Raw genomic sequence first — 20,559 nt, forward strand, 5'->3', positions numbered from 1 at the left:
CTCTCCGGGTGTTGGGCAGGGTGGGGGCTTGCCCCCACCCCCCGTTTTAGAAGTTTGCGGCCTCCAGCGCCATGACCGTATCCGCGCCCGATTGGATGCGGGTCAGGTGCAGGGCCGTGGCGGGCAGTTGGCGCGCCATATAGTAGCGGCCGGTGGCCAACTTGGTCTCGTAGAAGGTGGCGTCGCCGCTGCCGTTCTTCAATGCTTCTTTCGCCGCCAGACCCATCTTGGCCCACATCAGGCCGAGGCAGACATGACCGAACATATGCATGAAGTCATTGGACCCGGCGAGCGCGTTGTTTGGGTTCTTCATGCCGTTCTGCATGAAGTACATGCCCGCCGATTGCAGGTCCTTGCTGGCCGCCTTCAGGGGTTCAAGGAAGGCCGCGTCAAATTCGGCGTCTTGGCCCGCGTTGTCCTTGATGAAGCCCTTCACGAGGTCGAAGAAGGCCATGACGTGCTTGCCGCCGTCCTGCGCCAGTTTGCGGCCCACGAGGTCAAGCGCCTGCACGCCATTGGCGCCTTCGTAGATCTGGGCGATGCGGGCGTCGCGGGTGAATTGGGACATGCCCCATTCCTCGATATAGCCGTGGCCGCCGTAGACCTGCTGCGCCTTCACGGTCATGTCGTATCCTTGGTCGGTCAGGAAGCCCTTGATGACCGGGGTGAGCAGCGAGACGAGGCCGTCGGCGTCCTTGTCCTCGGCGCGGTGCGCCGCGTCGATCATCGTGGCCCCCCAGAGGATGAAGGCACGGGCGGCTTCGACAAAGCTTTTCTGGTCCATCAGCGAACGGCGGATGTCGGGATGCACGATCAGCGGGTCGGCGGGCTTTTCGGGGGCGACGGCACCGGTAACGGCACGGCCTTGCAGGCGGTCCTTGGCGTATTCCAGCGCGTTTTGATAGGCCACCTCGGCCTGAGCCAGACCCTGCATGCCGACGCCAACGCGGGCTTCGTTCATCATGGTGAACATGGCGCGCATGCCCTTGTGTTCGGTCCCCAGCAGATAGCCGGTGGCGCCGTCGTAGTTCATCACGCAGGTCGAGTTGCCGTGGATGCCCATTTTTTCTTCGATGGAGCCGACGGAGACGCCGTTACGCTCCCCCAAAGACCCATCTTCGTTGACCATGAACTTCGGCACGATGAAGAGCGACACGCCCTTGATGCCCTCAGGCCCGCCTTCGATTTTGGCCAGCACGAGGTGGATGATGTTGTCGGCCATGTCATGCTCACCCGAGGAGATGAAGATCTTCTGGCCAGAGATCTTGTAGCTGCCATCGTCCTGCGGGGCCGCCTTGGTGCGCATTAGGCCCAGATCGGTGCCGCAATGCGGCTCGGTCAGGTTCATGGTGCCGGTCCATTCGCAGGAGACCATCTTGGGCAGGTAGGTGTCTTTCTGCGCGTCGGTGCCATGGGCTAGGATCGCCGAGGCGGCGCCGTGGGTCAGACCTTGATACATGGTGAAAGCTTGGTTCGCGGCGGAGAACATCTCGCCCACGGCGGTGCCGAGGACATAGGGCATGTTCTGCCCACCGTATTGTTCGGGCATGTCGAGGCCGGGCCAGCCGCCTTCTTTCACCTTTTCAAAGGCTTCCTTAAACCCTTTGGGCGTGTAGACGACGCCGTTTTCCAAACGGCAGCCTTCCTTGTCGCCCACGACGTTCAGCGGGGCGAGTACTTCGGAGGTGAGCTTGCCCGCCTCTTCGAGGATGGCGGAGGTGAAATCAGGCTCCAACTCATCATAGCCGGGGGTCTTGCTTTCGGTCACCTTCAGCACGTCGTGCAGAACGAATTGCAGGTCTTTGGTGGGGGCTGTGTAACTGGGCATCTTTGCTCTCCGGGTCGTCTTTTTATGGATGTGAGGGGCGGCGTCGCCGGGGTTATTCGGCGGCGCGGCGGGGTTGGTTCATGGAGGCGATCATCTTTTCCCCCCATTTCAACTGGTCCTTGAGGTCTTCGATGGCCTCGTTCAGCTCTTCGCGGCGCGACTCGAGGTCGGCCAGACGGGCGCGGGCGATCTCATAGGCGGCAGCGATCTGCGTCTGCTGCTGGTCGCCCATATGATAAAGGTCGAGCAACTGGCGGATTTCTTCGAGGCTGAAGCCAAAGCGCTTGCCGCGCAGGATCAGCTTGAGCCGGGCGCGATCGCTTTTAGTGAATAGGCGTTTCTGGCCCTCGCGCAATGGGAAGAGCAGCTCTTTCGCTTCGTAGAACCGCAGGGTGCGGGGGGTTACTTCGAAAGCGTCGCACATCTGGCGAATGGTCAGCGTGTCGGCGGTCATCTCATCACTCTCCAATCGTCGTTTCATGACTTCAGTTGGGGGCTGGCATTTCTGATACAATGGGAGTTGACGTTGACGTAAGTGATACGTTGCGTCACTTTATGCGCAGGGTAATTTCCTTTAGGTTTGAAAGGATGATGGGCGTGCGCCGCCGCCATGGCGCAGGGCATTAGAACGGGTGGGAGATGGCAAACCTCGATCAAAGCGGGCCGGAGACGTTGGACGGATTGGTTCACTGTGCGCAAAACGCCACCTCCGCGGCGCGTCTTCTGGCTTGCGGCCTTGCCTATTATCAAGGTCTTGGAATTGATCTGGTCAGCTATCACGGGGACAGCCCCGGCGCGCCTGCGATCCTCTATCAGTTCGACAGCAATGGCGCAGAGGGGCCGCAGTGGCATTCGCAGTTTCTGGACATAGAGAAGCTGCGCGAAAGCCCGGTGGAGGCGCTAGCCCGGCAGCAGGTGATGCCGATCTACTGGTCGGATGTGGCCCGCACCGTGCGGCTCACCACTGCGGAAGATCACTATATGAAAGGGTTGATGCGGCGCTATCCGAATGATGGCATTTCGCTTAGGGTGCATGGCCCGGGCAGGGATTCCGCCGTGGTAGGACTGGGGTTTGCCGCCAAACAGGCGCGTCTGTCGCCGGAGGCGTTGTACAAACTTCTCAGCGCCGCCCAGATCGCGCATCTGCGCTATTGCGTCTTGGCCGAAAGCCAATCGCCGCGGGATTTCGGCTTGTCCCCGCGCGAGGTCGAGGTGCTGGAGTGGATCGCTACTGGCAAGAGCAATGGCGTCATCGCCGAAATACTTGGGATTTCGCCTCATACGGTCGATACGATCGTGCGGCGCATCTTCTCCAAGCTTGACGTGAACGACCGCACCACCGCGGCCATTCGCGGGCTCGGCGCGGGGCTGCTGCGCCGCCCGAAAGAGGGCGCGCCCTAGGGCAAGGTTGACCTCGCGTCGCTGTCGCGTGACTGCGTGACATGACCCCACGTCGTGGGGGCTGTAGGTGCGGGCGCTCGACCTAAAGAGGCACCAGGCATGTCAGAAAAACAAGAGCAGACAGGTAGCGGGGCTGAAAGCGGTTCCGTGGCAGAAACGCGCGCGCGCGTGGTTGCAGAGCTGAAAGGCGCGTCCGAGACCATCGAAAACGGCGCATTCGATTTGGCCGGAGACGCGAGCGCGGATGTGGTGTCCGATCTCATCCGCATCACGGCGGATTTGCAGATGCTCATCGGGCAGTTGGCGCAGCGCAACAGCCGCTGAGCCCGCCGCTCAGCCAGCCGCTCAGCTCTTGTCCGAGGCGATGGCCGCGGCGGTGTCGTCGCGCAGCTTTTGCAATTCCGCCATGGCTTCGTCCAACTGGCGGCGCTGCTCGGCCAGTTCTTCCAACTGCCCATCGGCCATGGTGACCCAAGTGCGCATCTGCGCCTCGGTGCCCTCTTTCTCGTAGATCAGCAGCCACTGGCGGATGTCCTCCAGCGCGAAGCCGAACTTGCGGCCGCGCAGGATCAGCTTCATCCGCGCCCGTTCGCGCGGGCCATAGAAACGCGAGCGCCCCTCACGGTGCGGTTGCAGCAATTCGATATACTCGTAATAGCGCAACGTGCGTGGCGTCACGTCAAATGCCGCGCACATCTCTTTGAATGTCAGGCGTTCATCGTCCAAAGCATCTTCTCCCTTCCGGCAAACTATGGTCAGGCGCGGGGATGCGCAACAGGCGGTCTTGCCCTTTGGCTATCTCGCCCTGATAAAGGACAAAACCAGAGGCAGAGGGTTGGGTTGCATGTCCGACAAATTAAAGCTGGCGCGACAGTTCATTCAGGCGCTGCCCCATTCCATGGCATTGGGGATGGAGTTGCAGGAGTTGGGCGATGGTTCGGCTGTGATTACCATGCCCTATGACGACAAGCTGATCGGCGACCCAAAGACCGGTGTGATCAGCGGTGGCGCGGTCTCGGCCCTGATGGACACCTGCTGCGGGGCTGCGGTGATGAGCCACCCGAGCAACCCCGCGGCCACCGCTACGATGGATCTCAGGATCGAATATCTGCGCGCCGCCACACCGGGGCAGACGATCATCACCCGCGCGACCTGCTATCACGTCACCCGTTCGGTCGCCTTCGTGCGGGCCACGACGACGGATGAGGACGCCGACAACCTTGTCGCCACAGCGACCGGCACTTTCACCGTGGAGGGCCATAAATGACCAAGCATCGCAAGCCGGAGCCGGTTCAGGTCATCAAGCAACGCCGCGACGGGGTGCTGCGCGCCATGGTCGAAGGTGTGCCCTATATCCGCTTTCTGGGCATCGAGTTCGAGCGTCGTGGCGATGAGTTGACCGGCATCATGCCTTTTTCCGAACAATTGATCGGCAACCCGATCCTGCCTGCCCTGCATGGCGGGGCCACGGCGGCCTTTCTTGAGGCGACCGCGATCATCACCCTCAGCTGGGGGCTGATCTGGGAAGATATGGAAAGCGGCGCGCTTGATCTGGACAATCTGGATGCCGACCATCTGCCCCGGCTGCCCAAGACGATCGATTTCACCGTGGATTACCTGCGGTCGGGCCTGCCGCGCGATGCCTATGCGCGGGCGCGGATCAACCGCTCGGGCCGGCGCTACGCCAGTGTCCATGTCGAGGCATGGCAGGACAACCGCAGCCGTATTTTTGCGCAGGCCACGGGCCATTTCCTGATGCCGCAACGGCGTGGCTGAGCCGCAATCAGAGACCGAGCCGCTGACCGACGCAGAGGTGCGCGCGGTTGAGCGTGGCACGCTGGCGGCGCGCGATGTGGTGACCCACCGCCGCGTGCTCAAGATCGCGGTTCCCATTGTCATCTCCAACGCCACCGTGCCGATCCTCGGCGCGGTCGATACCGGCGTGGTGGGGCAGATGGGCGCCGCCGCCCCCATCGGCGCGGTGGGCTTGGGGGCGATCATCCTCTCGGCGCTTTACTGGATTTTCGGCTTTCTGCGGATGGGCACCGTGGGCCTTACCGCGCAGGCGGCGGGCAATGACGAAGAGAGCGAGGTCGCAGCGCTGTTGACGCGCGGGCTGATGATCGGCGCGGGGGCCGGGCTGGCGCTGATGGCGCTGCAGTTTCCACTTTTCTGGGGCGCCTTCCAAATCTCCCCCGGATCGCCCGAGGTCGAGGGGCTGGCGCGGCAGTATATGGCGATCCGCATCTGGTCTGCCCCCGCCGCGATCTCGATCTATGCGATCACCGGCTGGCTCATCGCGCAGGAGCGCAGCCGCGCCGTGCTTGTGTTGCAGGTCTGGATGAACGGGCTGAACATTCTGCTGGACCTGTGGTTTGTGCTGGGCCTCGGTTGGGGTGTCGAAGGCGTCGCCATCGCCACCTTCCTTGCAGAGTGGAGCGGGGCGGCCTTGGGCCTGTGGTTCTGCCGCGCGGCTTTCGCAGGGGTGGCGTGGCGCGATTGGGCGCAGGTCTTTGACGGGCCGCGCTGGACGCGCATGATGCAGGTAAACACCGATATCCTGATCCGCTCGCTTTTGTTGCAGGCGATCTTTGTCTCCTTCCTCTTCATGGGGTCGGGCTTGGGCGATGTGACCTTGGCGGCCAATCAGGTGCTGCTGCAATTCCTGATGATCACCTCCTACGGGCTGGACGGTTTCGCCTTCGCCGCCGAGGCGATCATTGGCCGGGCCTACGGCGCGGGGCAGCGCGATGTCCTGCGGCGCGGGGCGGTGCTGACCTCCGCTTGGGCGCTGTTGGTTAGCCTGCTGTTGGCGGTGGTCTTTGCCGTCAGCGGCGGCGCGATCATCGACATGATGGCCAAGGCCCCGCAGGTGCAAGAGCTCGCCCGGGTCTATCTGCCGTATATGATCGCGGCGCCGCTGCTGGGTTGTGCGGCCTATATGTTCGACGGTATCTTCATCGGCGCCACGCGGTCGCGCGACATGCGCAATATGATGCTTGTGTCGTTTCTGATCTATGCCGTGACGGCGCTGGCATTGGTGCCAAGCCTGGGCAATCACGGGCTTTGGATATCGCTTCTGGTGTCCTTCGTGGTGCGCGGCATCACCTTGGCGCTGCGCTATCCGGCGTTGGAGCGCGCGGCGGGCTAGAGCAGCGCCTGCACCGCTTCGGGCGGGCGGCCGATCACGGCGCGGCCAGTGCTAAAGGCGATGGGGCGCTCGATCAGGATCGGATGGGCGGCCATGGCATCGATCAGGGTCTCTTCGGGGCTGTCCTTGGACAGACCCAACTCTTTGAACAGCTTCTCGCCCGTCCGCATCATCTTGATCGCAGGCAAGCCAAGGGTGTCGCGGGCGGCGATGACCTCATCCCGTGTCGGCGCATCTTCGAGGTAGCGGCGGAGGGTTACCTCCACCCCCGCCGCTTCGATCAGCGCCAGCGTCTGCCGCGATTTCGAGCAGCGCGGGTTATGCCATAGGGTGATCATAGCCAATCCTCGCGTTTGCTGCCCACGGCCTCGGCCACGCTGGCAAAACCATCGCGGGCCAAGAGTGCATCCAGCCCGGTGGTGATCTCTCGCACCAGTCCGAGACCGCCGAAGACCAGCGCGGTGTAAAGTTGCAGGGCAGAGGCCCCGGCGCAGATCTTGGCATAGGCGGTCTGCGCGTCCGACACCCCGCCGACGCCGATCAGCGGAATATCCGTCAGCCCCGCCAGCCGCGCCAAGACGCGGGTCGAGCGGTCGAACAACGGCGCACCGGACAGACCACCCGCCTCGCCTGCATGGGCGCTGGCAAGGCCGGTCCGGTCAAGCGTGGTATTGGTCGCGATGATGGCAGCAACGCCCGAATTTTGGGCAACCTCGGCCACATCCTCAATCTCGGCTTCGCTGAGATCGGGGGCGATTTTCAGGAAAACCGGCGTGGCGCCGCGCACGTCCATCACCCCTTCGAGCAGGGCCGAGAGCGCCGCTTTACCCTGAAGGTCGCGCAGCTTCTCGGTATTGGGGGAGGAGACATTGACCGTCGCGAAATCGACGTGATTGCGCGCGGCGGTCATCACGCGGGCAAAGTCGGCGGCCCGGTCCGCGCTGGTCTTGTTCGCACCAAGGTTCAGCCCCACCGGCACCCCCGCGCCGCGGCGCGAAAGCCGGGCGCAGATCGCCTCCATCCCCTCGTTGTTAAAGCCGAAACGGTTGATCGCGGCGCGATCCTCGGTCAGGCGAAACAGGCGCGGGCGCGGATTGCCGGGCTGGGGCAGGGGCGTGGCGGCCCCCACTTCGACAAAGCCGAAACCGGCGCGGGAAAGGGGGGCGATCGCGGTGGCATTCTTGTCAAACCCCGCCGCCAACCCGAGAGGGTTCGGCAGGTCCAGCCCGGCAAGCGTGGTGTGCAGCCGCGCCGAAGTCTGCGGCCCCGGCGCGGGCGCAAGCCCTGCGCGCAGCGCGCGGATCGCCAGACCGTGCGCCGCTTCGGGATCGACCCGGTGCAGCGCCTGCAGGCCCAGCTTTTCCAAGAGCGGCGTCATTTGCTGGCCTCGCCCAATCCTGCGGGGAATTCATGCACGCCATCCACCAGCGGCAGGAGCTGCGCCCAGACCACATCCTCGATCTTGAGTGGGCGGTAGAGATGGGGGAAAAGCGCGCCGCCGCGCGAGGGCTCCCATTTCAGCGCATCGCCCAGAGCGTCGGCCTCAAGCGCGAGCAGGAACAGGCCGTCCTCCCCCTTGAAATGTTTGGCTGCGGTTTCCGCCGCCTGTTCGGCGGTGGAGAAATGCACATAGCCATCGGTGACATCGATCGGCGCCCCGTCCGAGACCCCGTTCTTGCGCAGCGCAGCCCATTCGTCCGCGCGGAATATTTTGAAAATCAGCATGGCTTCTGATGCCCGCCGGGCGGGGCGGGGTCAAGACCCGCGGGTGACCATAGGGCAGGTCATATGACCTTTGACACGGGCCAAACCCCGCGCCACGATACCGGCATAACAAGCAACAGGGGAACTATCATGAAACGATTCCTGACCGCGACCGCTGCGCTGGCTTTGACCAGCGGCATGGCGGCGGCAGAGTATAATCTGACCATTCTGCATACCAATGATTTCCATGACCGGTTTGAGCCGATCAGCAAATATGACGGCCCCTGCAGCGCCGAGGACAATGCCGAGGGCAAATGCTTTGGCGGTGTCGCGCGAATGGTCTCCGCCATCGAAGCCGCCCGTGAACGCGCCGGAGAGAACCACCTGCTGCTGGATGCGGGCGACTGGTTCCAAGGCTCGCTTTTCTACACGCGCTACAAGGGCGACATGGCAGCCGAGTTCATGTCGAAGCTCGACTATGACGTGATGGCCGTGGGCAACCACGAGTTTGACGACGGCCCCGAGGGGCTGGCCGATTTCGTGGCACAGGTCGATTTCCCCGTGCTCTCGGCCAATATCGACGTGGGCGGTGTAGAGGGGCTGGAGGGCGAGATCGGCAAATCCACCGTGGTTGAGGTTGGTGGAGAGCGGATCGGCATCGTCTCCGTCCTTGCCGAAGACACGCCCGAAACCTCTTCGCCCGGGGCGGAGGTGATCTTCTCTCCCGCAGCGGATGCGGCACAGGCCGAGATCGATGCGCTGACCGAGGATGGGGTTAACAAGATCATCCTGCTCACCCACATCGGGCTGGCGGGCGACAAGCGGCTGGCCGAGGAGTTGACCGGCGTCGACCTGATCGTCGGCGGCCATTCCCACACGCTTCTGAGCAACAGCGAAGAGCGGGCCGAGGGCGCTTACCCGACCATGGTCAACGACGTGCCGATCGTGCAGGCCTATGCCTACAGCAAATATCTGGGCGAGGTGAATGTCACCTTCGACGACGCGGGGGAGGTGACCGCGATTTCCGGCGATCCGATCCTGCTCGACGCCTCAGTCGAAGAGGATCAGGCGACGGTCGATCTGGTGGCCGAACGCGCCGCCCCGCTGGAGGAGCTGCGCCAGAAGGTCGTGGCCGAGACGTCGGAAACCATCGAAGGCAGCCGTGACATCTGCCGCGCGCAGGAATGTGCGATGGGCAACCTCGTCTCCGACGCGATGCTGGACCGGGTGAAGGATCAGGGCATCGACGTGGCGATCTCCAACGCGGGCGGCTTGCGTGCATCCATCGACGCGGGTGAGGTGACCATGGGCGAAGTGCTGACCGTGCTGCCGTTCCAGAACACGCTTTCGACCTTCCAGATCAGCGGTGCGACCCTGATCGAAGCCTTGGAAAACGGGGTAAGCCAGTTGGAAGACGGCGCGGGCCGTTTCCCGCAGGTGGCGGGCATGTCTTATACCTTTGATCCCAAGGCCGAGCCCGGCAGCCGCATCAGCGATGTGATGGTGGGCGGCGAACCGATTGATCCCGAAAAGACCTATGGCGCCGTGTCCAACAACTATGTCCGCAATGGCGGCGACGGCTACGCGATGTTTAAGGACGCCGAGAATGCCTATGACTTCGGCCCCGATCTGGCGGATGTGACAGCGGAGTATCTGGCGAAGAACGGCAGCTACAAGCCCTACACCGATGGCCGCATCAAGATGAAGTAAGGGCCTCGGGCCTTAGCGAGAGGGCGCGTCCAGCGGGGCGCGCCCTTTTTGTTTAGGAATAGCCGGGCAGGGCCCTTGCTTTCGGGCTGATGCCCAAGCTGCGCGTCCCCCGCAAGCCAGCCCCTTGCACCTCTCCCGCCAAGGGATACACATGCGGTAACCAAACAGGAGACCGCTATGCTCACCCCCTTCCACCTTGCCTATAACGTCCGCGACCTTGATGAGACCCGCGCCTTCTACGGCGATGTGCTGGGCTGCACCGAAGGCCGGTCGACCGAAACTTGGGTCGATTATTCCTTTTTCGGCCACCAGATCTCCATGCATCTGGGTGAGCCTTTCAAGACAGAGGCCACTGGCAAGGTCGGTGAGCATATGGTGCCTATGCCGCATCTGGGCGTCGTCCTGCGGATGGAGGATTGGAAGGCGCTGGCGGAGCGGCTGAAGGGCGCAGAGGTCGACTTCGTGATCGAACCTTCGCTGCGTTTCGAAGGGGAGCCGGGCGAGCAAGCGACCATGTTCTTCCGCGACCCGTCGGGCAACCCGATCGAGGTCAAGGGGTTCGCCGATATGGACCGCGTTTTTGCCCAATAAGGCCAAGCGCTGAAACGACAAAGCCCCGCTGTCGCAAGCGGGGCTTTGAACGGCTGAAACCGGTGCGGGCTCAGTCGAAGCTGATCGCCCCTTCGAAAGCAGGCTCTTCCAAAGTCTGCCCGCTGAAACGCGTCGGAGTCTGTGCGGTGATGTCGAGCGTGTAGCTGCCGTTCACGGGGATCGGGCCGCTGGTCCAAACCTCATCCTCGCCGGTGATCGTATGGCTGCCGGTGGCGTTATTGGTGAAGACCACTTGATCGCCTGGCTGCACATGGGACAGCGATGGGAAATAGGCGCCGTCGACGATCAGCACGTTGCGGCTTTCGGCCATGGCGCCAGCGGCACAGAGGCTCAGGGCAAGGGCCAGAGCGCCGGTGCTTTTGCGGTATGAACTTAGCATCATCTGCTCCTTTGGAACGCCCGATGCGGGCGGGTTAGCCGGTTTCATACAAGGTAAATGCGGCATAACTTGGGCCAGCTTTGCGCGGCTCACCCCGCCGTCGCAGGCTCCGCCTGCTGGGCCAGCCAGCCACGGAATGACGCAAGCGCCGCCGTCTCATCCCGGTCGTCAGGCCAGACGAGGTAGTAGTTCCCGATGCTTTGCGTGGTGGGCGAGGCGGCCAGCACCAATTGCCCGTCGCGCAGGTAGGGGCGGGCGAAGAAGGTCGGCAGCAGCGCCACCCCCAGCCCGTGAATGGCCGCCTGCGCCATGGTCGAGAATTGGTCGAACATCATGCCGCCCGGGGGCTCATCCGTCACGCCGAGCGAGGATAGCCAGCGCGCCCATCCGCGCGGGCGGGTCTCCAGATGAAGCAGCGGCAGATGGCGCACGTCGCGTGCATCCTCCAACGGTGCGGGCAGCAGGTCGGGCGCGCAGACCGCCACCACCGTTTCCGGCAAAAGCGGGAGGTAGCGCACGCCGGGCCAATCTTCATGACCAAAATGAATGGCGGCGTCGAATCGGCTGCCCGCAAAGGCGAAGGGCCGCAGCCGGGTCGATAGGTTCACTGTCACCTCCGGGTGATCCCGCGCGAAATCACGCAGGCGCGGGGCCAGCCAATGCATGCCAAAGGCGGGCAGGATCGCCAGATTCAACGTGCCGCCCGTAGGGTTCGTCCGGGCCGAGACCGAGGCCTGCGCCAGCCGGTTCAGGATGTCGCGCACCTGCGTTACATAATCCAATCCCGCCTGCGTCGGGGTTAGACGGCGGCCCTGACGGATCATGAGCGAAACGCCCAGTTGTTCCTCCAGCGTCTTGATCTGACGGCTGACCGCGCTCTGCGTCAGGTTCAATTCCTGCGCCGCTGCCGTGGCGGTGTCGAGCCGCACGACCGCCTCGAAGGACAGCAGGGCCGAGATCGAAGGCAGGAAGCGGCGCGGCGCGATCATATGACTTTTTCTCATGAACTCAGGACAAAGCAGCGATAGAGTTCGCGCTGCCGATTTGCAATACTGCCGCAAATCACATCACCCGAAAGGATGCATCATGACCGCTGACGCCCCCAAGCTGCGCGCCAAGGACAAACCCGATCTCGGAACCTTCGACTGGCAGGATCCCTTCCGCCTCGACAGCCAATTGACCGAAGACGAGCGCATGATCCGCGATTCCGCCCGCGCCTATGCGCAGGAAAAGCTGCAACCGCGCGTGATCGAAGCCTTTGCCGAAGAAAAGACCGACCCGGAGATCTTCCGGGAGATGGGCGAGATGGGCCTTCTCGGCGTCACCATCCCCGAGGAATACGGCGGTCTCGGCGGCAGCTATGTGTCCTACGGTCTCGTCGCCCGTGAGGTCGAGCGTGTGGACAGCGGCTACCGGTCGATGATGTCGGTGCAGGCGAGCCTCGTCATGTATCCGATCTATGCCTATGGCTCCGAAGAACAGCGCCAGAAATACCTGCCCAAGCTTTGCTCGGGCGAATGGATCGGCTGCTTTGGTCTGACCGAGCCCGATGCGGGCTCTGACCCCGCCGGCATGAAGACCCGTGCCGAGAAGACCGAGAATGGCTATAAGCTGACCGGCTCCAAGATGTGGATTTCGAACTCCCCCATCGCCGATGTCTTCGTGGTCTGGGCCAAGTCCGAAGCCCACGGCGGCAAGATTCGCGGCTTCGTGCTGGAGAAGGGCATGAAGGGGCTCAGCGCGCCGAAAGTGGGCAACAAACTGTCCCTGCGCGCCTCGATCACCGGTGAAATCGTCATGGACGGTGTTGAAGTCGGCGAAGACGCGCTGCTGCCAAATGTGCAGGGTCTGAAAGGCCCCTTCGGCTGCCTCAACCGCGCCCGCTACGGCATCTCTTGGGGCGCGATGGGTGCTGCCGAGTTCTGCTGGCACGCGGCGCTGCAATACGGTCTCGATCGCAAGCAGTTCAACAAGCCGCTGGCGCAAACGCAGCTGTTCCAGAAGAAGCTGGCGGATATGATGACCGAAATTTCGCTCGGCCTTCAGGGCTCCCTGCAAGTGGGTCGTCTGATGGATGCCGCCAACGCCGCGCCCGAGATGATCTCTATCGTCAAGCGCAACAACTGCGGCAAGGCGCTGGACGTGGCGCGGATGTCGCGGGACATGCACGGCGGCAACGGCATCTCCGGTGAATTCCAGGTGATCCGCCACATGATGAACCTCGAAACGGTGAACACCTACGAGGGCACCCATGATGTGCACGCACTGATCCTGGGCCGTGCCCAGACCGGTCTGCAGGCGTTTTTCTAAACACTGGCTTCGGGGGGCACTCCCCCCGGCCACCGAAAATACTTATGGCCAGAAAGAGGGGCGGCGCCTTTCTTTCTGGCCGACATGCTTTCGCCGAGGGCGATTAATTTCTATTTCAAGAGGCCCCATGGACCGCGTTGCCATCGTTCATGAGAACTTCCTCCGTCGCGTCGCGGCGGGGGATTTTCCCGATTCCACCCATTCCGAAAAGGCGCTGGAGCGCGACCAGTTGGAGCAGCTCTACCGCGCGCAGGTGCTGAGCCGGGCGCTCGACCTGCAAAGCCGCGTCATGCAGAAGGAGGGGCAGGGGTTCTACACCATCGGTTCCTCCGGCCACGAGGGGATGGCAGCGGTGGCGGCGGCGCTGCGCGTCGATGACATCGCTTTCCTGCATTACCGCGATGCGGCCTTCCAGATCGCCCGTGCCGATCAGACCGGCGGGCAGGACATGATGCGCGACATGCTGCTCAGCTTTGCCTGTTCTGCCGAGGATCCGACCAGCGGGGGGCGGCACAAGGTGTTGGGCTCGCGCCCGCTGATGATCCCGCCGCAGACCTCGACCATCGCCAGCCATCTGCCCAAGGCGGTGGGGGCGGCGCATTCCATCGGCATGGCGCGGCGGCACCGGCCCGAGCATGCAATCCTGCCGCGCGACGGCATCGCCATGTGCAGCTTCGGCGACGCCTCGGCCAATCACTCCACCGCGCAGGGGGCGATCAATGCCGCTTGCTGGACCGCCGTGCAGGGCGTGCCGCTGCCGCTGCTCTTCGTTTGCGAGGACAATGGCATCGGGATTTCGACCAAGACACCGACGGGATGGATCAAGGCGTCGATGTCGGCGCGGCCGGGGTTGAAGTATTTCGAGGGCGAGGGGCTCGATCTGCACGCGGCCTATGCGGCGGCGAAGGCGGCGGCGGATTACGTGCGCGTGCATCGCAAGCCGGCTTTCCTGCACCTGCGCACCGTGCGGCTCTATGGCCATGCCGGGGCGGATGTGGCGACCTCCTATCTGCCCCGCGCTGAGGTGGAGGCGGATGAGGCCAACGATCCGCTGCTGCATTCCGCGCGGCTGCTGGTGGAGGCTGGGGCGTCTGCCGAGGAGGCGCTGGTGATCTACCGCGATACGCAAGAAGCGGTCGCGAAGGCGGCTGACGAGGTCGTGAAACGCCCCCGGCTGAAGACGGCGTCGGACGTCATGGCGAGCCTCGTGCCGCCCAAGCGCGACTGCGCGCCCAGCAACGGGCCGAGCGCCGAGGCGCGGACCGAGACCTTTGGCAGCGACATGGGGCAGATGGACAACCCCCAGCCCATGTCGCGCCTGATCAACTGGGCGCTGCACGACCTGATGCTTTCGCACCCCGAGACCATGCTGATGGGCGAGGATGTAGGTCGCAAGGGCGGGGTCTATGGCGTCACCCAGAAGCTGCAGAACCGTTTTGGCCCCGGTCGGGTGATCGACACGCTGCTGGATGAGCAGAGCATCCTCGGCCTCGCCATCGGCATGGCGCACAACGGCTTCGTACCGATGCCGGAGATCCAGTTCCTCGCCTATCTGCACAACGCCGAGGACCAGTTGCGCGGCGAGGCGGCGACCCTGCCGTTCTTCTCCAACGGTCAATGGAGCAACCCGATGGTGCTGCGCATCGCGGGGCTGGGCTATCAGAAAGGGTTCGGCGGGCATTTTCACAACGACAACTCGCTGGCCGTATTGCGCGACATTCCGGGCATCGTCATCGCCTGCCCCTCGGCAGGGGACGACGCGGCGATGATTCTGCGCGAAGCGCACCGTTTAGCGCTGGAAGAGCAGCGCGTGGTGGTCTTTGTCGAGCCCATCGCGCTTTACCCGATGCGCGACCTGATGGAGGCCGGGGATGGCGGCTGGATGCGGACCTACCCGGCCCCGGATCGGCGGATCGGGTTGGGCGAGGTCGGCGTCACGGGCGAGGGCGGTGATCTGGCAATCGTGAGCTATGGCAACGGGCATTACCTGAGCCAGCAGGCGGCGCGGGATCTGGCCGAGCCGGGCGTCGATGCGCGGGTAATCGACCTGCGCTGGCTGGCGCCTTTGCCGGAGGATGCGTTGATCGAGGCCATCGGGGATCGTCCGGTGCTGATCGTCGACGAATGCCGCCGCACGGGCGGGCAGGCCGAGGCGCTGATGGCGCTGATGGCTGAGCGTGGTGTGAAGCGCTTTGCTCGGCTGACGGCGGAGGACAGTTTCATCGCCACGGGGCCTGCTTATGCGGCGACGCTGCCCTCGCGGGAGGGGATTGTCGCTGCGGCGCGGGATCTGTTGGGGTAGCTGAGGGCCAGCGCCTGCCCGCGGGTCGGCGATCCGCGGGTGCCTTATGCCACTTTATGGTGCAACCTCGGCGCGCCTTCGCGAAGTTGTGCCAAGCCCCGCCAAATCGCCTACCCGGGGGGCGGGCAGGCGATGGCCCGGCGCCTGCGGCTTGAATCCGGGCCGGGTACGCGCGCCTAGTGGCTATCCGCGGGTGCGCCGCCTTGGAAATTATTCCCATTCACATAATCGCAAGGCTCTTCGCGCATCTCCAGATGCAGGCCATCGCCTGTGTAAGGATGCGCGCGGGCGAGTTCCTCATCGACTTCGATCCCCAAACCGGGCGCTTTGGGGGCGGTGATGAAGCCGTCCTCCACCCGGATCGACCCTTTGATCAATTGGTCATGGAACGGCGTCTCAATACATTCGCACATCAGGATGTTCGGGATCGCGGTGGCAAGCTGCACATTCGCGGCCCATTCCACCGGTCCGGCATAGAGATGCGGCGCCACTTGCGCGTTATAGACCTCGGCCATGGTGGCGATCTTCTTGGCCTCCGCGATGCCGCCCACACGGCCAAGGGCCGGTTGCAGGATCTCCGCCGCGCCCGCCCGCAACAGCGGCGCGAACTCGGCCTTGGTGGTCAGCCGCTCGCCCGTGGCCACAGGGACGCGCACGCCGCGCGCGACCTTGGCCATCTGCTCAGGCGCGTCTGGCGGGATCGGCTCTTCGTACCACAGCGGGCTATAGGGTTCGATCGCTTGGCCCAGCCGGATTGCGCCCGCGGTGGTGAATTGCCCGTGAGTGCCAAACAGCAGGTCGGCGCGGTCGCCCACCGCCTCTCGGATGGCCTTGCAGAACGCCGCTGAGGTGCTGATGTCCGACATTGCAGGCATATGCCCGCCGCGCAGCGTATAGGGGCCAGCGGGGTCGAATTTCACCGCCGTATAGCCGCGCGCCACGCAATCCGCCGCCGATTCCGCCGCCATCTCGGGCGAGGTCCAGAAATCCGCCATGCTGTGATGCGGCAGGGGGTAGAGGTAGGTATAGCCGCGCACCCGGTCATTGGTGCGCCCGCCGATCAGCGCATGCACCGGGCGGTCGCGGTCCTTGCCCAAGATGTCCCAACAGGCGATCTCAAGCCCCGAAAACGCGCCCATCACGGTCAGGTCTGGCCGCTGGGTGAAGCCTGCGGAATAGGCACGGCGGAACATCAACTCGATATTCTCGGGGTTTTCGCCCTGCATATGACGGGCAAAGACATCTTCGATCACCGCGCGCATCGCGTCGGGCCCGACGCTGGCGGCATAGCATTCGCCCCAGCCGGTTACGCCGGCGTCGGTGGTCAGTTTGACCAATATCCAATAGCGCCCGCCCCAGCCGGGGGCGGGCGGGGCCGTCACGATGATATCGAGGTCTTGCAGTTTCATGACGGTCCCTTTCGTTTGGCCGCTTAGGTCTCTTTCTTGTCGTCGACGATGGTCATCTGCGCGATGCCGCTTTCGCCCAGATCGACCTTGGCGAAGGGGCCGCCGTGGCACATCTGGCCGGGGTCGGTGATGTCCACGGGGCCTTCCTCGGCCAGCACTTTTTCGGCGAATTGCTCGGCGTTGTCCTTCGGGCGGTAGCCGAGGAAGGAGGCTTTCGAGTTGTCCACCGGGGCGCGGTCGTTGTTCGACACGCCGTAGATCACCGTGAAACCGACCGAGGGCGTGTCCACCGCGCGGGTCACCAGTTGGATCAGATCGTCATAGCTGAGCCACGAGCCAAGCGCGCGGGAGTTGTTGACCTGTGCCGCGCTCAGGATGCGCAGATGCACGGATTCGAGCTGGCGCTTGTCCCAATACATGGAGCCGAGGTCTTCGGTGAAACATTTGGCGAGGCCGTAGAAAGTGTCGGGCTTGTGAGGCGCATCAATGCCGATGAAATCGGCCTTTTTGTGCATCCCCACCGCATGGATCGACGAGGCATAGACGACGCGCCGTGCGCCCGCCTGATAGGCCGCTTCCCAGACGTTGTAAGAGCCGACGAAGTTCGGGCCCAAGAGTTCCATGAAGGGTTTTTCGTCCACGATGGCCCCGAAATGCACCACCATGTCGGCGCCCTCCATCAGGGCCGCGACCTCGTCGTAGCTCGCCAGATCGGCCTTCTGATAACGCTCACCGTCGTAAAGCTTGCCAATGTCCTCGGCGATGTCGGAGCTGACCAGTTCCTCGCACATGGCGGCCAGCGGCTCGCGCAGGTAGGAGCCGAGGCGCCCTGCGGCGCCCGTCAGGACCAGTTTCTTAAATTTCATAACATCTTCCTTTCACGTCTCAGAAATCTTGTCGCGCACCTTCGCACGCAGGACATCGGCGCCTTGGGCCAAAAGGCCCACATCCGTGCCGCAGGCGACAAAGGTGAAGCCTTCGTTCAGCAGTTGGGCGGCGAAATCGGGGTCGGTGACCAGCGTGCCCACGGGAATGCCCTTGTCCATCAAGAGTTTGGCCGCGGGGCGGATCAGCTCCCAGACCTCGGGGTGCAGGGTCTGGCCAAGATGGCCCATGTCGGCGGCGATGTCGGCGGGGCCAAAGAAGATGCCGTCGATCCCCTCAACCTCGGCAAAGGCGGCGGCGTTTTCGACGGCGGCGCGGGTTTCAAGCTGGATCAGAATGGCGGTCTGGTTCTCGACCTCGGCGTTGTAATCCTTGACCCGGCCAAACTGGTTGGCGCGGTTCAGCCCGGCCACGCCCCGAATGCCGCGGGGCGGATAGCGGCAGGCGGCCACGGCGGCGCGGGCCTCATCAGGGGTCTGCACCATGGGAAACAGCAGCCCCGGCGCGCCGAGGTCCATCAGCCGTTTGACCTTGACCGCATCGTTCCAGTCGGGCCGCACCATCGCCGTGGTCTCACTGCCCGAGAACGCCTGCAACTGCCCCAGGACCGAGGCCATGTCGCTGGGCGCATGTTCCATATCCAGCATCACCCAGTCATAGCCCGCATGGGCCACCACCTCGGCGGCATAGCCGTTGGAGAGGGAGACCCAGAGGCCCAGCTGCTTTTGCCCGGCGCGGATGGCCGTGAGGAAGCTGTTCTCGCGCAATTTCATATCACGGCCCTTTCGACGAATTTCTCGGAACGCACGATCCGCGCGTAGTCCAGCGGCGTGAGGTCGAGCGTGCGGTAGCCGCCATGGGTGATCAACTCTGCCGTGCCGCGCCCGATGGCAGGGGCCTGTTGCAAGCCGTGGCCGGAAAAGCCGTTCATGAAGACGAAGTTCGCGACCTTGTCGTGCCGACCCAGAATCGCATTCTGGTCGACGGTATTATAGGCGTAATGGCCGACCCATTCGTTGATCACCTTGACCCGCTCAAAGGCCGGAACGCGGGTGGCGATGATGGGCCAGACCTTCTCTTCCCAGATCGAATGGTCGAAGGTGAAATCATCATATGCCGCGTCATAGTCATCCTCTGGCGGGCAACCGGCCATATAATATTTGCCTTCTTGGCGCATATGCACGCCGCTGGGATCAATGGTCAGCGGCAGGTCCATCTCAAGCGGCTCGGCGGCGTCGAAGATGAAGGTGTAGCGTTTGCGCGGCACCACGGGCAGGGTGATCCCGGCCATCTGCGCCGTCGCCGCCGCGCGAGGGCCAGAGGCATTGACCACCGTCCCGCAGGAGACCGTCGCGCCGGACTTCAGCGTCACCGCATCCACCGCACTGCCCGCGGGGTTCAGCACCATGCCGGTCACCTCGTCATGCACAAAGGTCACGCCGCGGCGCTTGGCCATGCGTTTGAACCAGTCGAACATCGTGCCGCCGTCGAAATAGCCCTCATCCACCGTGTTGTGATTGGCGGCGATCACATCGTCGAGCATGTAGAAGGGATAGCGCGCGGCGATCTGATCCTTGGTCATATGCTGGGTATGCGCGCCCATGGAGGTCTGGATGCCCTGCGCCTCGCGCAGGGTCTGGGCAAACTCGGGCGTGTCGGCAAGATAGAGGTAGCCAAAGCTTTGCAGCGCCAGTTCCGGCACCTCGGGATCGTCATGCATGAACTGGCGGAAGTTTTTGATGAACTCGGCCCCGAACTGCGAAATCTGGATGTTTACGGGGGCGCTGAACTGCTGGCGGATGCAGGAATTCGTATGGCTGGTCGAGGCGAATTCATAGGTCGGATCCCGCTCGACCACCAACACCTCGCCGTCGAACCCCGGCGTGTTGGTCAGCCACCAAGCCAAAGCTGAGCCATAGATGGCCCCGCCCACGATCACCACGTCATAGGACGTCTCAAGCGCGTTTTGCATGCACAGTCTCCCTTTGCGCATTCCCCTCTGAATCGTGGGTAGCCTAAGCATCCAGAGCCTGCAATCTTTGTGAAGCGCGGCGCGAATTTTCGTTTTGCGGCGATGGGTTGCGCCCGTGCCCATGGATGAGGCAGGGTTGACTTTTACCGTGGCTGTCGCACCATGAGCGCGATGCCGCAACACAGATGACCGCCCAAAGGAGTGGCCCTTGGACAGCGACCGCGAAGAGATTGAGCGTCTGATTGCGAAGGTCGCAATGGGGGACCGTGCCGCCTTTGAGGCGCTTTATGATCGGGTGTCGGCGAAACTATTCGGGGTCTGCCTGCGTGTGTTGGACACACGCGCCGCAGCAGAGGATGCCATGCAGGACAGTTTCGTCAAAATCTGGAATAATTCCGACCGCTATCAGGCCAATGGCCTGTCGCCGATGACGTGGCTGATTACCATTGCGCGCAACACGGCGATCGACCGGCTGCGCGCCACCCGTAAGGGCCATCAGGATATCGACACGCCGGGGCTGGAACTGGCCGCGCCGGGGCCGAACCCCGAGCAATCCGCCGTGGCCGCGTCAGAGGCCAAGCGGCTGACCAATTGTCTGGATGATCTTGAAGCGGATCGCGGTGCTGCGGTGCGCGGGGCGTACCTTGATGGCGACAGCTATGCCGAGCTTGCGCAGCGTTTCAACGTGCCGCTCAACACCATGCGCACATGGCTGCGCCGTGGTTTGATGGCCCTGCGGGAGTGTATGAGCATATGAGCGACACCCCCATCACCCCGCCGGAAGACGACGATCTGCTGGCCGCCGAAATGGCCTTGGGCCTTCTGTGGTTGCCGCCCGTAGTGCAAGAATTTTTTGACCCTATTGGCGAGTGATCGAGTGCGGTCTTCTGTAAGGC

At 63.5% G+C, this 20,559-nt stretch carries 22 protein-coding genes; 10 read left to right on the forward strand and 12 right to left on the reverse strand.

Going from position 1 to position 20,559, the window contains the following annotated elements; translation table 11 throughout:
- Window positions 1-46: 46 nt before the first annotated feature.
- Together ACGYLA_RS16000 and ACGYLA_RS16005 are read right to left on the reverse strand one after the other, a co-directional pair.
- Window positions 47-1,828: an acyl-CoA dehydrogenase C-terminal domain-containing protein gene (locus ACGYLA_RS16000; RefSeq protein WP_394433807.1), complete on the reverse strand. Its 1,782-nt coding sequence runs from the start codon at window positions 1,826-1,828 to the stop codon at window positions 47-49.
- A gap of 52 nt (window positions 1,829-1,880) precedes the next feature.
- Complete coding sequence (locus ACGYLA_RS16005) at window positions 1,881-2,282, reverse strand: MerR family DNA-binding transcriptional regulator (protein WP_067261195.1); 402 nt, start codon at window positions 2,280-2,282, stop codon at window positions 1,881-1,883.
- Window positions 2,283-2,467: 185 nt separating this feature from the next.
- On the opposite strand from ACGYLA_RS16005, the gene ACGYLA_RS16010 reads away from it, so the two are divergent.
- On the forward strand, window positions 2,468-3,229 hold the full coding sequence (locus ACGYLA_RS16010; RefSeq protein WP_394433809.1) for a LuxR C-terminal-related transcriptional regulator: 762 nt from the start codon (window positions 2,468-2,470) through the stop codon (window positions 3,227-3,229).
- A 99-nt stretch (window positions 3,230-3,328) separates the two neighbouring features.
- Window positions 3,329-3,553, forward strand: coding sequence for a hypothetical protein (locus ACGYLA_RS16015; RefSeq protein WP_394410299.1), 225 nt, complete (start codon window positions 3,329-3,331; stop codon window positions 3,551-3,553).
- Between the two features lie 21 nt (window positions 3,554-3,574).
- On the opposite strand, the gene ACGYLA_RS16020 is transcribed toward ACGYLA_RS16015, so the two are convergent.
- Window positions 3,575-3,955, reverse strand: a complete 381-nt coding sequence (locus ACGYLA_RS16020; protein WP_209218215.1) for a MerR family DNA-binding transcriptional regulator — start codon at window positions 3,953-3,955, stop codon at window positions 3,575-3,577.
- A 118-nt stretch (window positions 3,956-4,073) separates the two neighbouring features.
- Between ACGYLA_RS16020 and ACGYLA_RS16025 the strand changes: the two genes are divergently transcribed.
- From ACGYLA_RS16025 to ACGYLA_RS16035, 3 genes are read left to right on the forward strand one after another with little or no spacing between them, the layout of a single operon-like run.
- Window positions 4,074-4,496, forward strand: a complete 423-nt coding sequence (locus tag ACGYLA_RS16025; RefSeq protein WP_394433811.1) for a PaaI family thioesterase — start codon at window positions 4,074-4,076, stop codon at window positions 4,494-4,496.
- A complete protein-coding gene (locus tag ACGYLA_RS16030) occupies window positions 4,493-5,005 on the forward strand; it encodes a PaaI family thioesterase (protein ID WP_394433813.1) in 513 nt (170 codons plus the stop codon). The genes ACGYLA_RS16025 and ACGYLA_RS16030 overlap by 4 nt, the downstream gene beginning before the upstream one ends.
- Window positions 5,006-5,027: 22 nt before the next feature.
- Window positions 5,028-6,380 carry an MATE family efflux transporter gene (locus tag ACGYLA_RS16035; RefSeq protein ID WP_394433839.1) on the forward strand — a complete coding sequence of 451 codons (1,353 nt, stop codon included), beginning with the start codon at window positions 5,028-5,030 and terminating at the stop codon, window positions 6,378-6,380.
- On the opposite strand, the gene arsC is transcribed toward ACGYLA_RS16035, so the two are convergent.
- Genes arsC through ACGYLA_RS16050 form a run of 3 tightly spaced genes read right to left on the reverse strand, consistent with a single transcriptional unit; the run spans window position 6,377 to window position 8,105 of the window.
- Complete coding sequence (arsC, locus tag ACGYLA_RS16040) at window positions 6,377-6,718, reverse strand: arsenate reductase (glutaredoxin) (RefSeq protein ID WP_394433815.1); 342 nt, start codon at window positions 6,716-6,718, stop codon at window positions 6,377-6,379. The genes ACGYLA_RS16035 and arsC overlap by 4 nt on opposite strands.
- Window positions 6,715-7,758, reverse strand: a complete 1,044-nt coding sequence (locus ACGYLA_RS16045; protein ID WP_394433817.1) for a quinone-dependent dihydroorotate dehydrogenase — start codon at window positions 7,756-7,758, stop codon at window positions 6,715-6,717. Before ACGYLA_RS16045 ends, arsC begins: the two co-directional genes overlap by 4 nt.
- Window positions 7,755-8,105 (reverse strand): DUF952 domain-containing protein, encoded by a 351-nt coding sequence (locus tag ACGYLA_RS16050; protein WP_394433819.1) that lies wholly within the window; start codon window positions 8,103-8,105, stop codon window positions 7,755-7,757. The genes ACGYLA_RS16045 and ACGYLA_RS16050 overlap by 4 nt, the downstream gene beginning before the upstream one ends.
- A 129-nt stretch (window positions 8,106-8,234) precedes the next feature.
- Between ACGYLA_RS16050 and ACGYLA_RS16055 the strand changes: the two genes are divergently transcribed.
- Both ACGYLA_RS16055 and ACGYLA_RS16060 read left to right on the forward strand, forming a co-directional pair.
- Complete coding sequence (locus ACGYLA_RS16055) at window positions 8,235-9,794, forward strand: bifunctional metallophosphatase/5'-nucleotidase (RefSeq protein WP_394433821.1); 1,560 nt, start codon at window positions 8,235-8,237, stop codon at window positions 9,792-9,794.
- A 177-nt stretch (window positions 9,795-9,971) separates the two neighbouring features.
- Window positions 9,972-10,385 (forward strand): VOC family protein, encoded by a 414-nt coding sequence (locus tag ACGYLA_RS16060; RefSeq protein ID WP_271688085.1) that lies wholly within the window; start codon window positions 9,972-9,974, stop codon window positions 10,383-10,385.
- 70 nt (window positions 10,386-10,455) lie between these two features.
- On the opposite strand, the gene ACGYLA_RS16065 is transcribed toward ACGYLA_RS16060, so the two are convergent.
- On the reverse strand, window positions 10,456-10,788 hold the full coding sequence (locus tag ACGYLA_RS16065) for a hypothetical protein (RefSeq protein WP_394433823.1): 333 nt from the start codon (window positions 10,786-10,788) through the stop codon (window positions 10,456-10,458).
- Window positions 10,789-10,874: 86 nt separating this feature from the next.
- Window positions 10,875-11,774, reverse strand: a complete 900-nt coding sequence (locus tag ACGYLA_RS16070) for a LysR substrate-binding domain-containing protein (protein ID WP_394433825.1) — start codon at window positions 11,772-11,774, stop codon at window positions 10,875-10,877.
- A gap of 97 nt (window positions 11,775-11,871) precedes the next feature.
- Between ACGYLA_RS16070 and ACGYLA_RS16075 the strand changes: the two genes are divergently transcribed.
- Both ACGYLA_RS16075 and ACGYLA_RS16080 read left to right on the forward strand, forming a co-directional pair.
- Window positions 11,872-13,095 (forward strand): acyl-CoA dehydrogenase, encoded by a 1,224-nt coding sequence (locus ACGYLA_RS16075; protein WP_394433827.1) that lies wholly within the window; start codon window positions 11,872-11,874, stop codon window positions 13,093-13,095.
- A gap of 127 nt (window positions 13,096-13,222) precedes the next feature.
- Window positions 13,223-15,397, forward strand: a complete 2,175-nt coding sequence (locus ACGYLA_RS16080) for a thiamine pyrophosphate-dependent enzyme (RefSeq protein WP_394433829.1) — start codon at window positions 13,223-13,225, stop codon at window positions 15,395-15,397.
- Window positions 15,398-15,573: 176 nt separating this feature from the next.
- On the opposite strand, the gene ACGYLA_RS16085 is transcribed toward ACGYLA_RS16080, so the two are convergent.
- The 4 genes from ACGYLA_RS16085 to ACGYLA_RS16100 are packed head-to-tail and all read right to left on the reverse strand — an operon-like array spanning window position 15,574 to window position 19,663.
- On the reverse strand, window positions 15,574-16,806 hold the full coding sequence (locus tag ACGYLA_RS16085; RefSeq protein WP_394433831.1) for a mandelate racemase/muconate lactonizing enzyme family protein: 1,233 nt from the start codon (window positions 16,804-16,806) through the stop codon (window positions 15,574-15,576).
- Between the two features lie 23 nt (window positions 16,807-16,829).
- Complete coding sequence (locus ACGYLA_RS16090; RefSeq protein WP_394433833.1) at window positions 16,830-17,672, reverse strand: NAD-dependent epimerase/dehydratase family protein; 843 nt, start codon at window positions 17,670-17,672, stop codon at window positions 16,830-16,832.
- Between the two features lie 12 nt (window positions 17,673-17,684).
- Window positions 17,685-18,464: an HpcH/HpaI aldolase/citrate lyase family protein gene (locus ACGYLA_RS16095; protein ID WP_394433835.1), complete on the reverse strand. Its 780-nt coding sequence runs from the start codon at window positions 18,462-18,464 to the stop codon at window positions 17,685-17,687.
- On the reverse strand, window positions 18,461-19,663 hold the full coding sequence (locus tag ACGYLA_RS16100; RefSeq protein ID WP_394433837.1) for an NAD(P)/FAD-dependent oxidoreductase: 1,203 nt from the start codon (window positions 19,661-19,663) through the stop codon (window positions 18,461-18,463). Before ACGYLA_RS16100 ends, ACGYLA_RS16095 begins: the two co-directional genes overlap by 4 nt.
- A gap of 256 nt (window positions 19,664-19,919) precedes the next feature.
- On the opposite strand from ACGYLA_RS16100, the gene ACGYLA_RS16105 reads away from it, so the two are divergent.
- Complete coding sequence (locus ACGYLA_RS16105; protein ID WP_209218390.1) at window positions 19,920-20,420, forward strand: sigma-70 family RNA polymerase sigma factor; 501 nt, start codon at window positions 19,920-19,922, stop codon at window positions 20,418-20,420.
- Window positions 20,421-20,559 lie beyond the last annotated feature (139 nt).

The sequence above is a fragment of the Sulfitobacter sp. 1A13679 genome (assembly GCF_043557115.1).
Taxonomy (GTDB): domain Bacteria; phylum Pseudomonadota; class Alphaproteobacteria; order Rhodobacterales; family Rhodobacteraceae; genus Sulfitobacter; species Sulfitobacter faviae.

What these genes read in the sequence shown, in the direction of transcription:
- ACGYLA_RS16000 (WP_394433807.1), bottom strand. Translation starts at nt 1,828, where the DNA reads ATGCCCAGTTACACAGCCCCCACCAAAGACCTGCAATTCGTTCTGCAC.
- ACGYLA_RS16005 (WP_067261195.1), bottom strand. Translation starts at nt 2,282, where the DNA reads ATGACCGCCGACACGCTGACCATTCGCCAGATGTGCGACGCTTTCGAA.
- ACGYLA_RS16010 (WP_394433809.1), top strand. Translation starts at nt 2,468, where the DNA reads ATGGCAAACCTCGATCAAAGCGGGCCGGAGACGTTGGACGGATTGGTT.
- ACGYLA_RS16015 (WP_394410299.1), top strand. Translation starts at nt 3,329, where the DNA reads ATGTCAGAAAAACAAGAGCAGACAGGTAGCGGGGCTGAAAGCGGTTCC.
- ACGYLA_RS16025 (WP_394433811.1), top strand. Translation starts at nt 4,074, where the DNA reads ATGTCCGACAAATTAAAGCTGGCGCGACAGTTCATTCAGGCGCTGCCC.
- ACGYLA_RS16030 (WP_394433813.1), top strand. Translation starts at nt 4,493, where the DNA reads ATGACCAAGCATCGCAAGCCGGAGCCGGTTCAGGTCATCAAGCAACGC.
- arsC (WP_394433815.1), bottom strand. Translation starts at nt 6,718, where the DNA reads ATGATCACCCTATGGCATAACCCGCGCTGCTCGAAATCGCGGCAGACG.
- ACGYLA_RS16045 (WP_394433817.1), bottom strand. Translation starts at nt 7,758, where the DNA reads ATGACGCCGCTCTTGGAAAAGCTGGGCCTGCAGGCGCTGCACCGGGTC.
- ACGYLA_RS16050 (WP_394433819.1), bottom strand. Translation starts at nt 8,105, where the DNA reads ATGCTGATTTTCAAAATATTCCGCGCGGACGAATGGGCTGCGCTGCGC.
- ACGYLA_RS16055 (WP_394433821.1), top strand. Translation starts at nt 8,235, where the DNA reads ATGAAACGATTCCTGACCGCGACCGCTGCGCTGGCTTTGACCAGCGGC.
- ACGYLA_RS16060 (WP_271688085.1), top strand. Translation starts at nt 9,972, where the DNA reads ATGCTCACCCCCTTCCACCTTGCCTATAACGTCCGCGACCTTGATGAG.
- ACGYLA_RS16065 (WP_394433823.1), bottom strand. Translation starts at nt 10,788, where the DNA reads ATGATGCTAAGTTCATACCGCAAAAGCACCGGCGCTCTGGCCCTTGCC.
- ACGYLA_RS16070 (WP_394433825.1), bottom strand. Translation starts at nt 11,774, where the DNA reads ATGATCGCGCCGCGCCGCTTCCTGCCTTCGATCTCGGCCCTGCTGTCC.
- ACGYLA_RS16075 (WP_394433827.1), top strand. Translation starts at nt 11,872, where the DNA reads ATGACCGCTGACGCCCCCAAGCTGCGCGCCAAGGACAAACCCGATCTC.
- ACGYLA_RS16080 (WP_394433829.1), top strand. Translation starts at nt 13,223, where the DNA reads ATGGACCGCGTTGCCATCGTTCATGAGAACTTCCTCCGTCGCGTCGCG.
- ACGYLA_RS16085 (WP_394433831.1), bottom strand. Translation starts at nt 16,806, where the DNA reads ATGAAACTGCAAGACCTCGATATCATCGTGACGGCCCCGCCCGCCCCC.
- ACGYLA_RS16090 (WP_394433833.1), bottom strand. Translation starts at nt 17,672, where the DNA reads ATGAAATTTAAGAAACTGGTCCTGACGGGCGCCGCAGGGCGCCTCGGC.
- ACGYLA_RS16095 (WP_394433835.1), bottom strand. Translation starts at nt 18,464, where the DNA reads ATGAAATTGCGCGAGAACAGCTTCCTCACGGCCATCCGCGCCGGGCAA.
- ACGYLA_RS16100 (WP_394433837.1), bottom strand. Translation starts at nt 19,663, where the DNA reads ATGCAAAACGCGCTTGAGACGTCCTATGACGTGGTGATCGTGGGCGGG.
- ACGYLA_RS16105 (WP_209218390.1), top strand. Translation starts at nt 19,920, where the DNA reads ATGGGGGACCGTGCCGCCTTTGAGGCGCTTTATGATCGGGTGTCGGCG.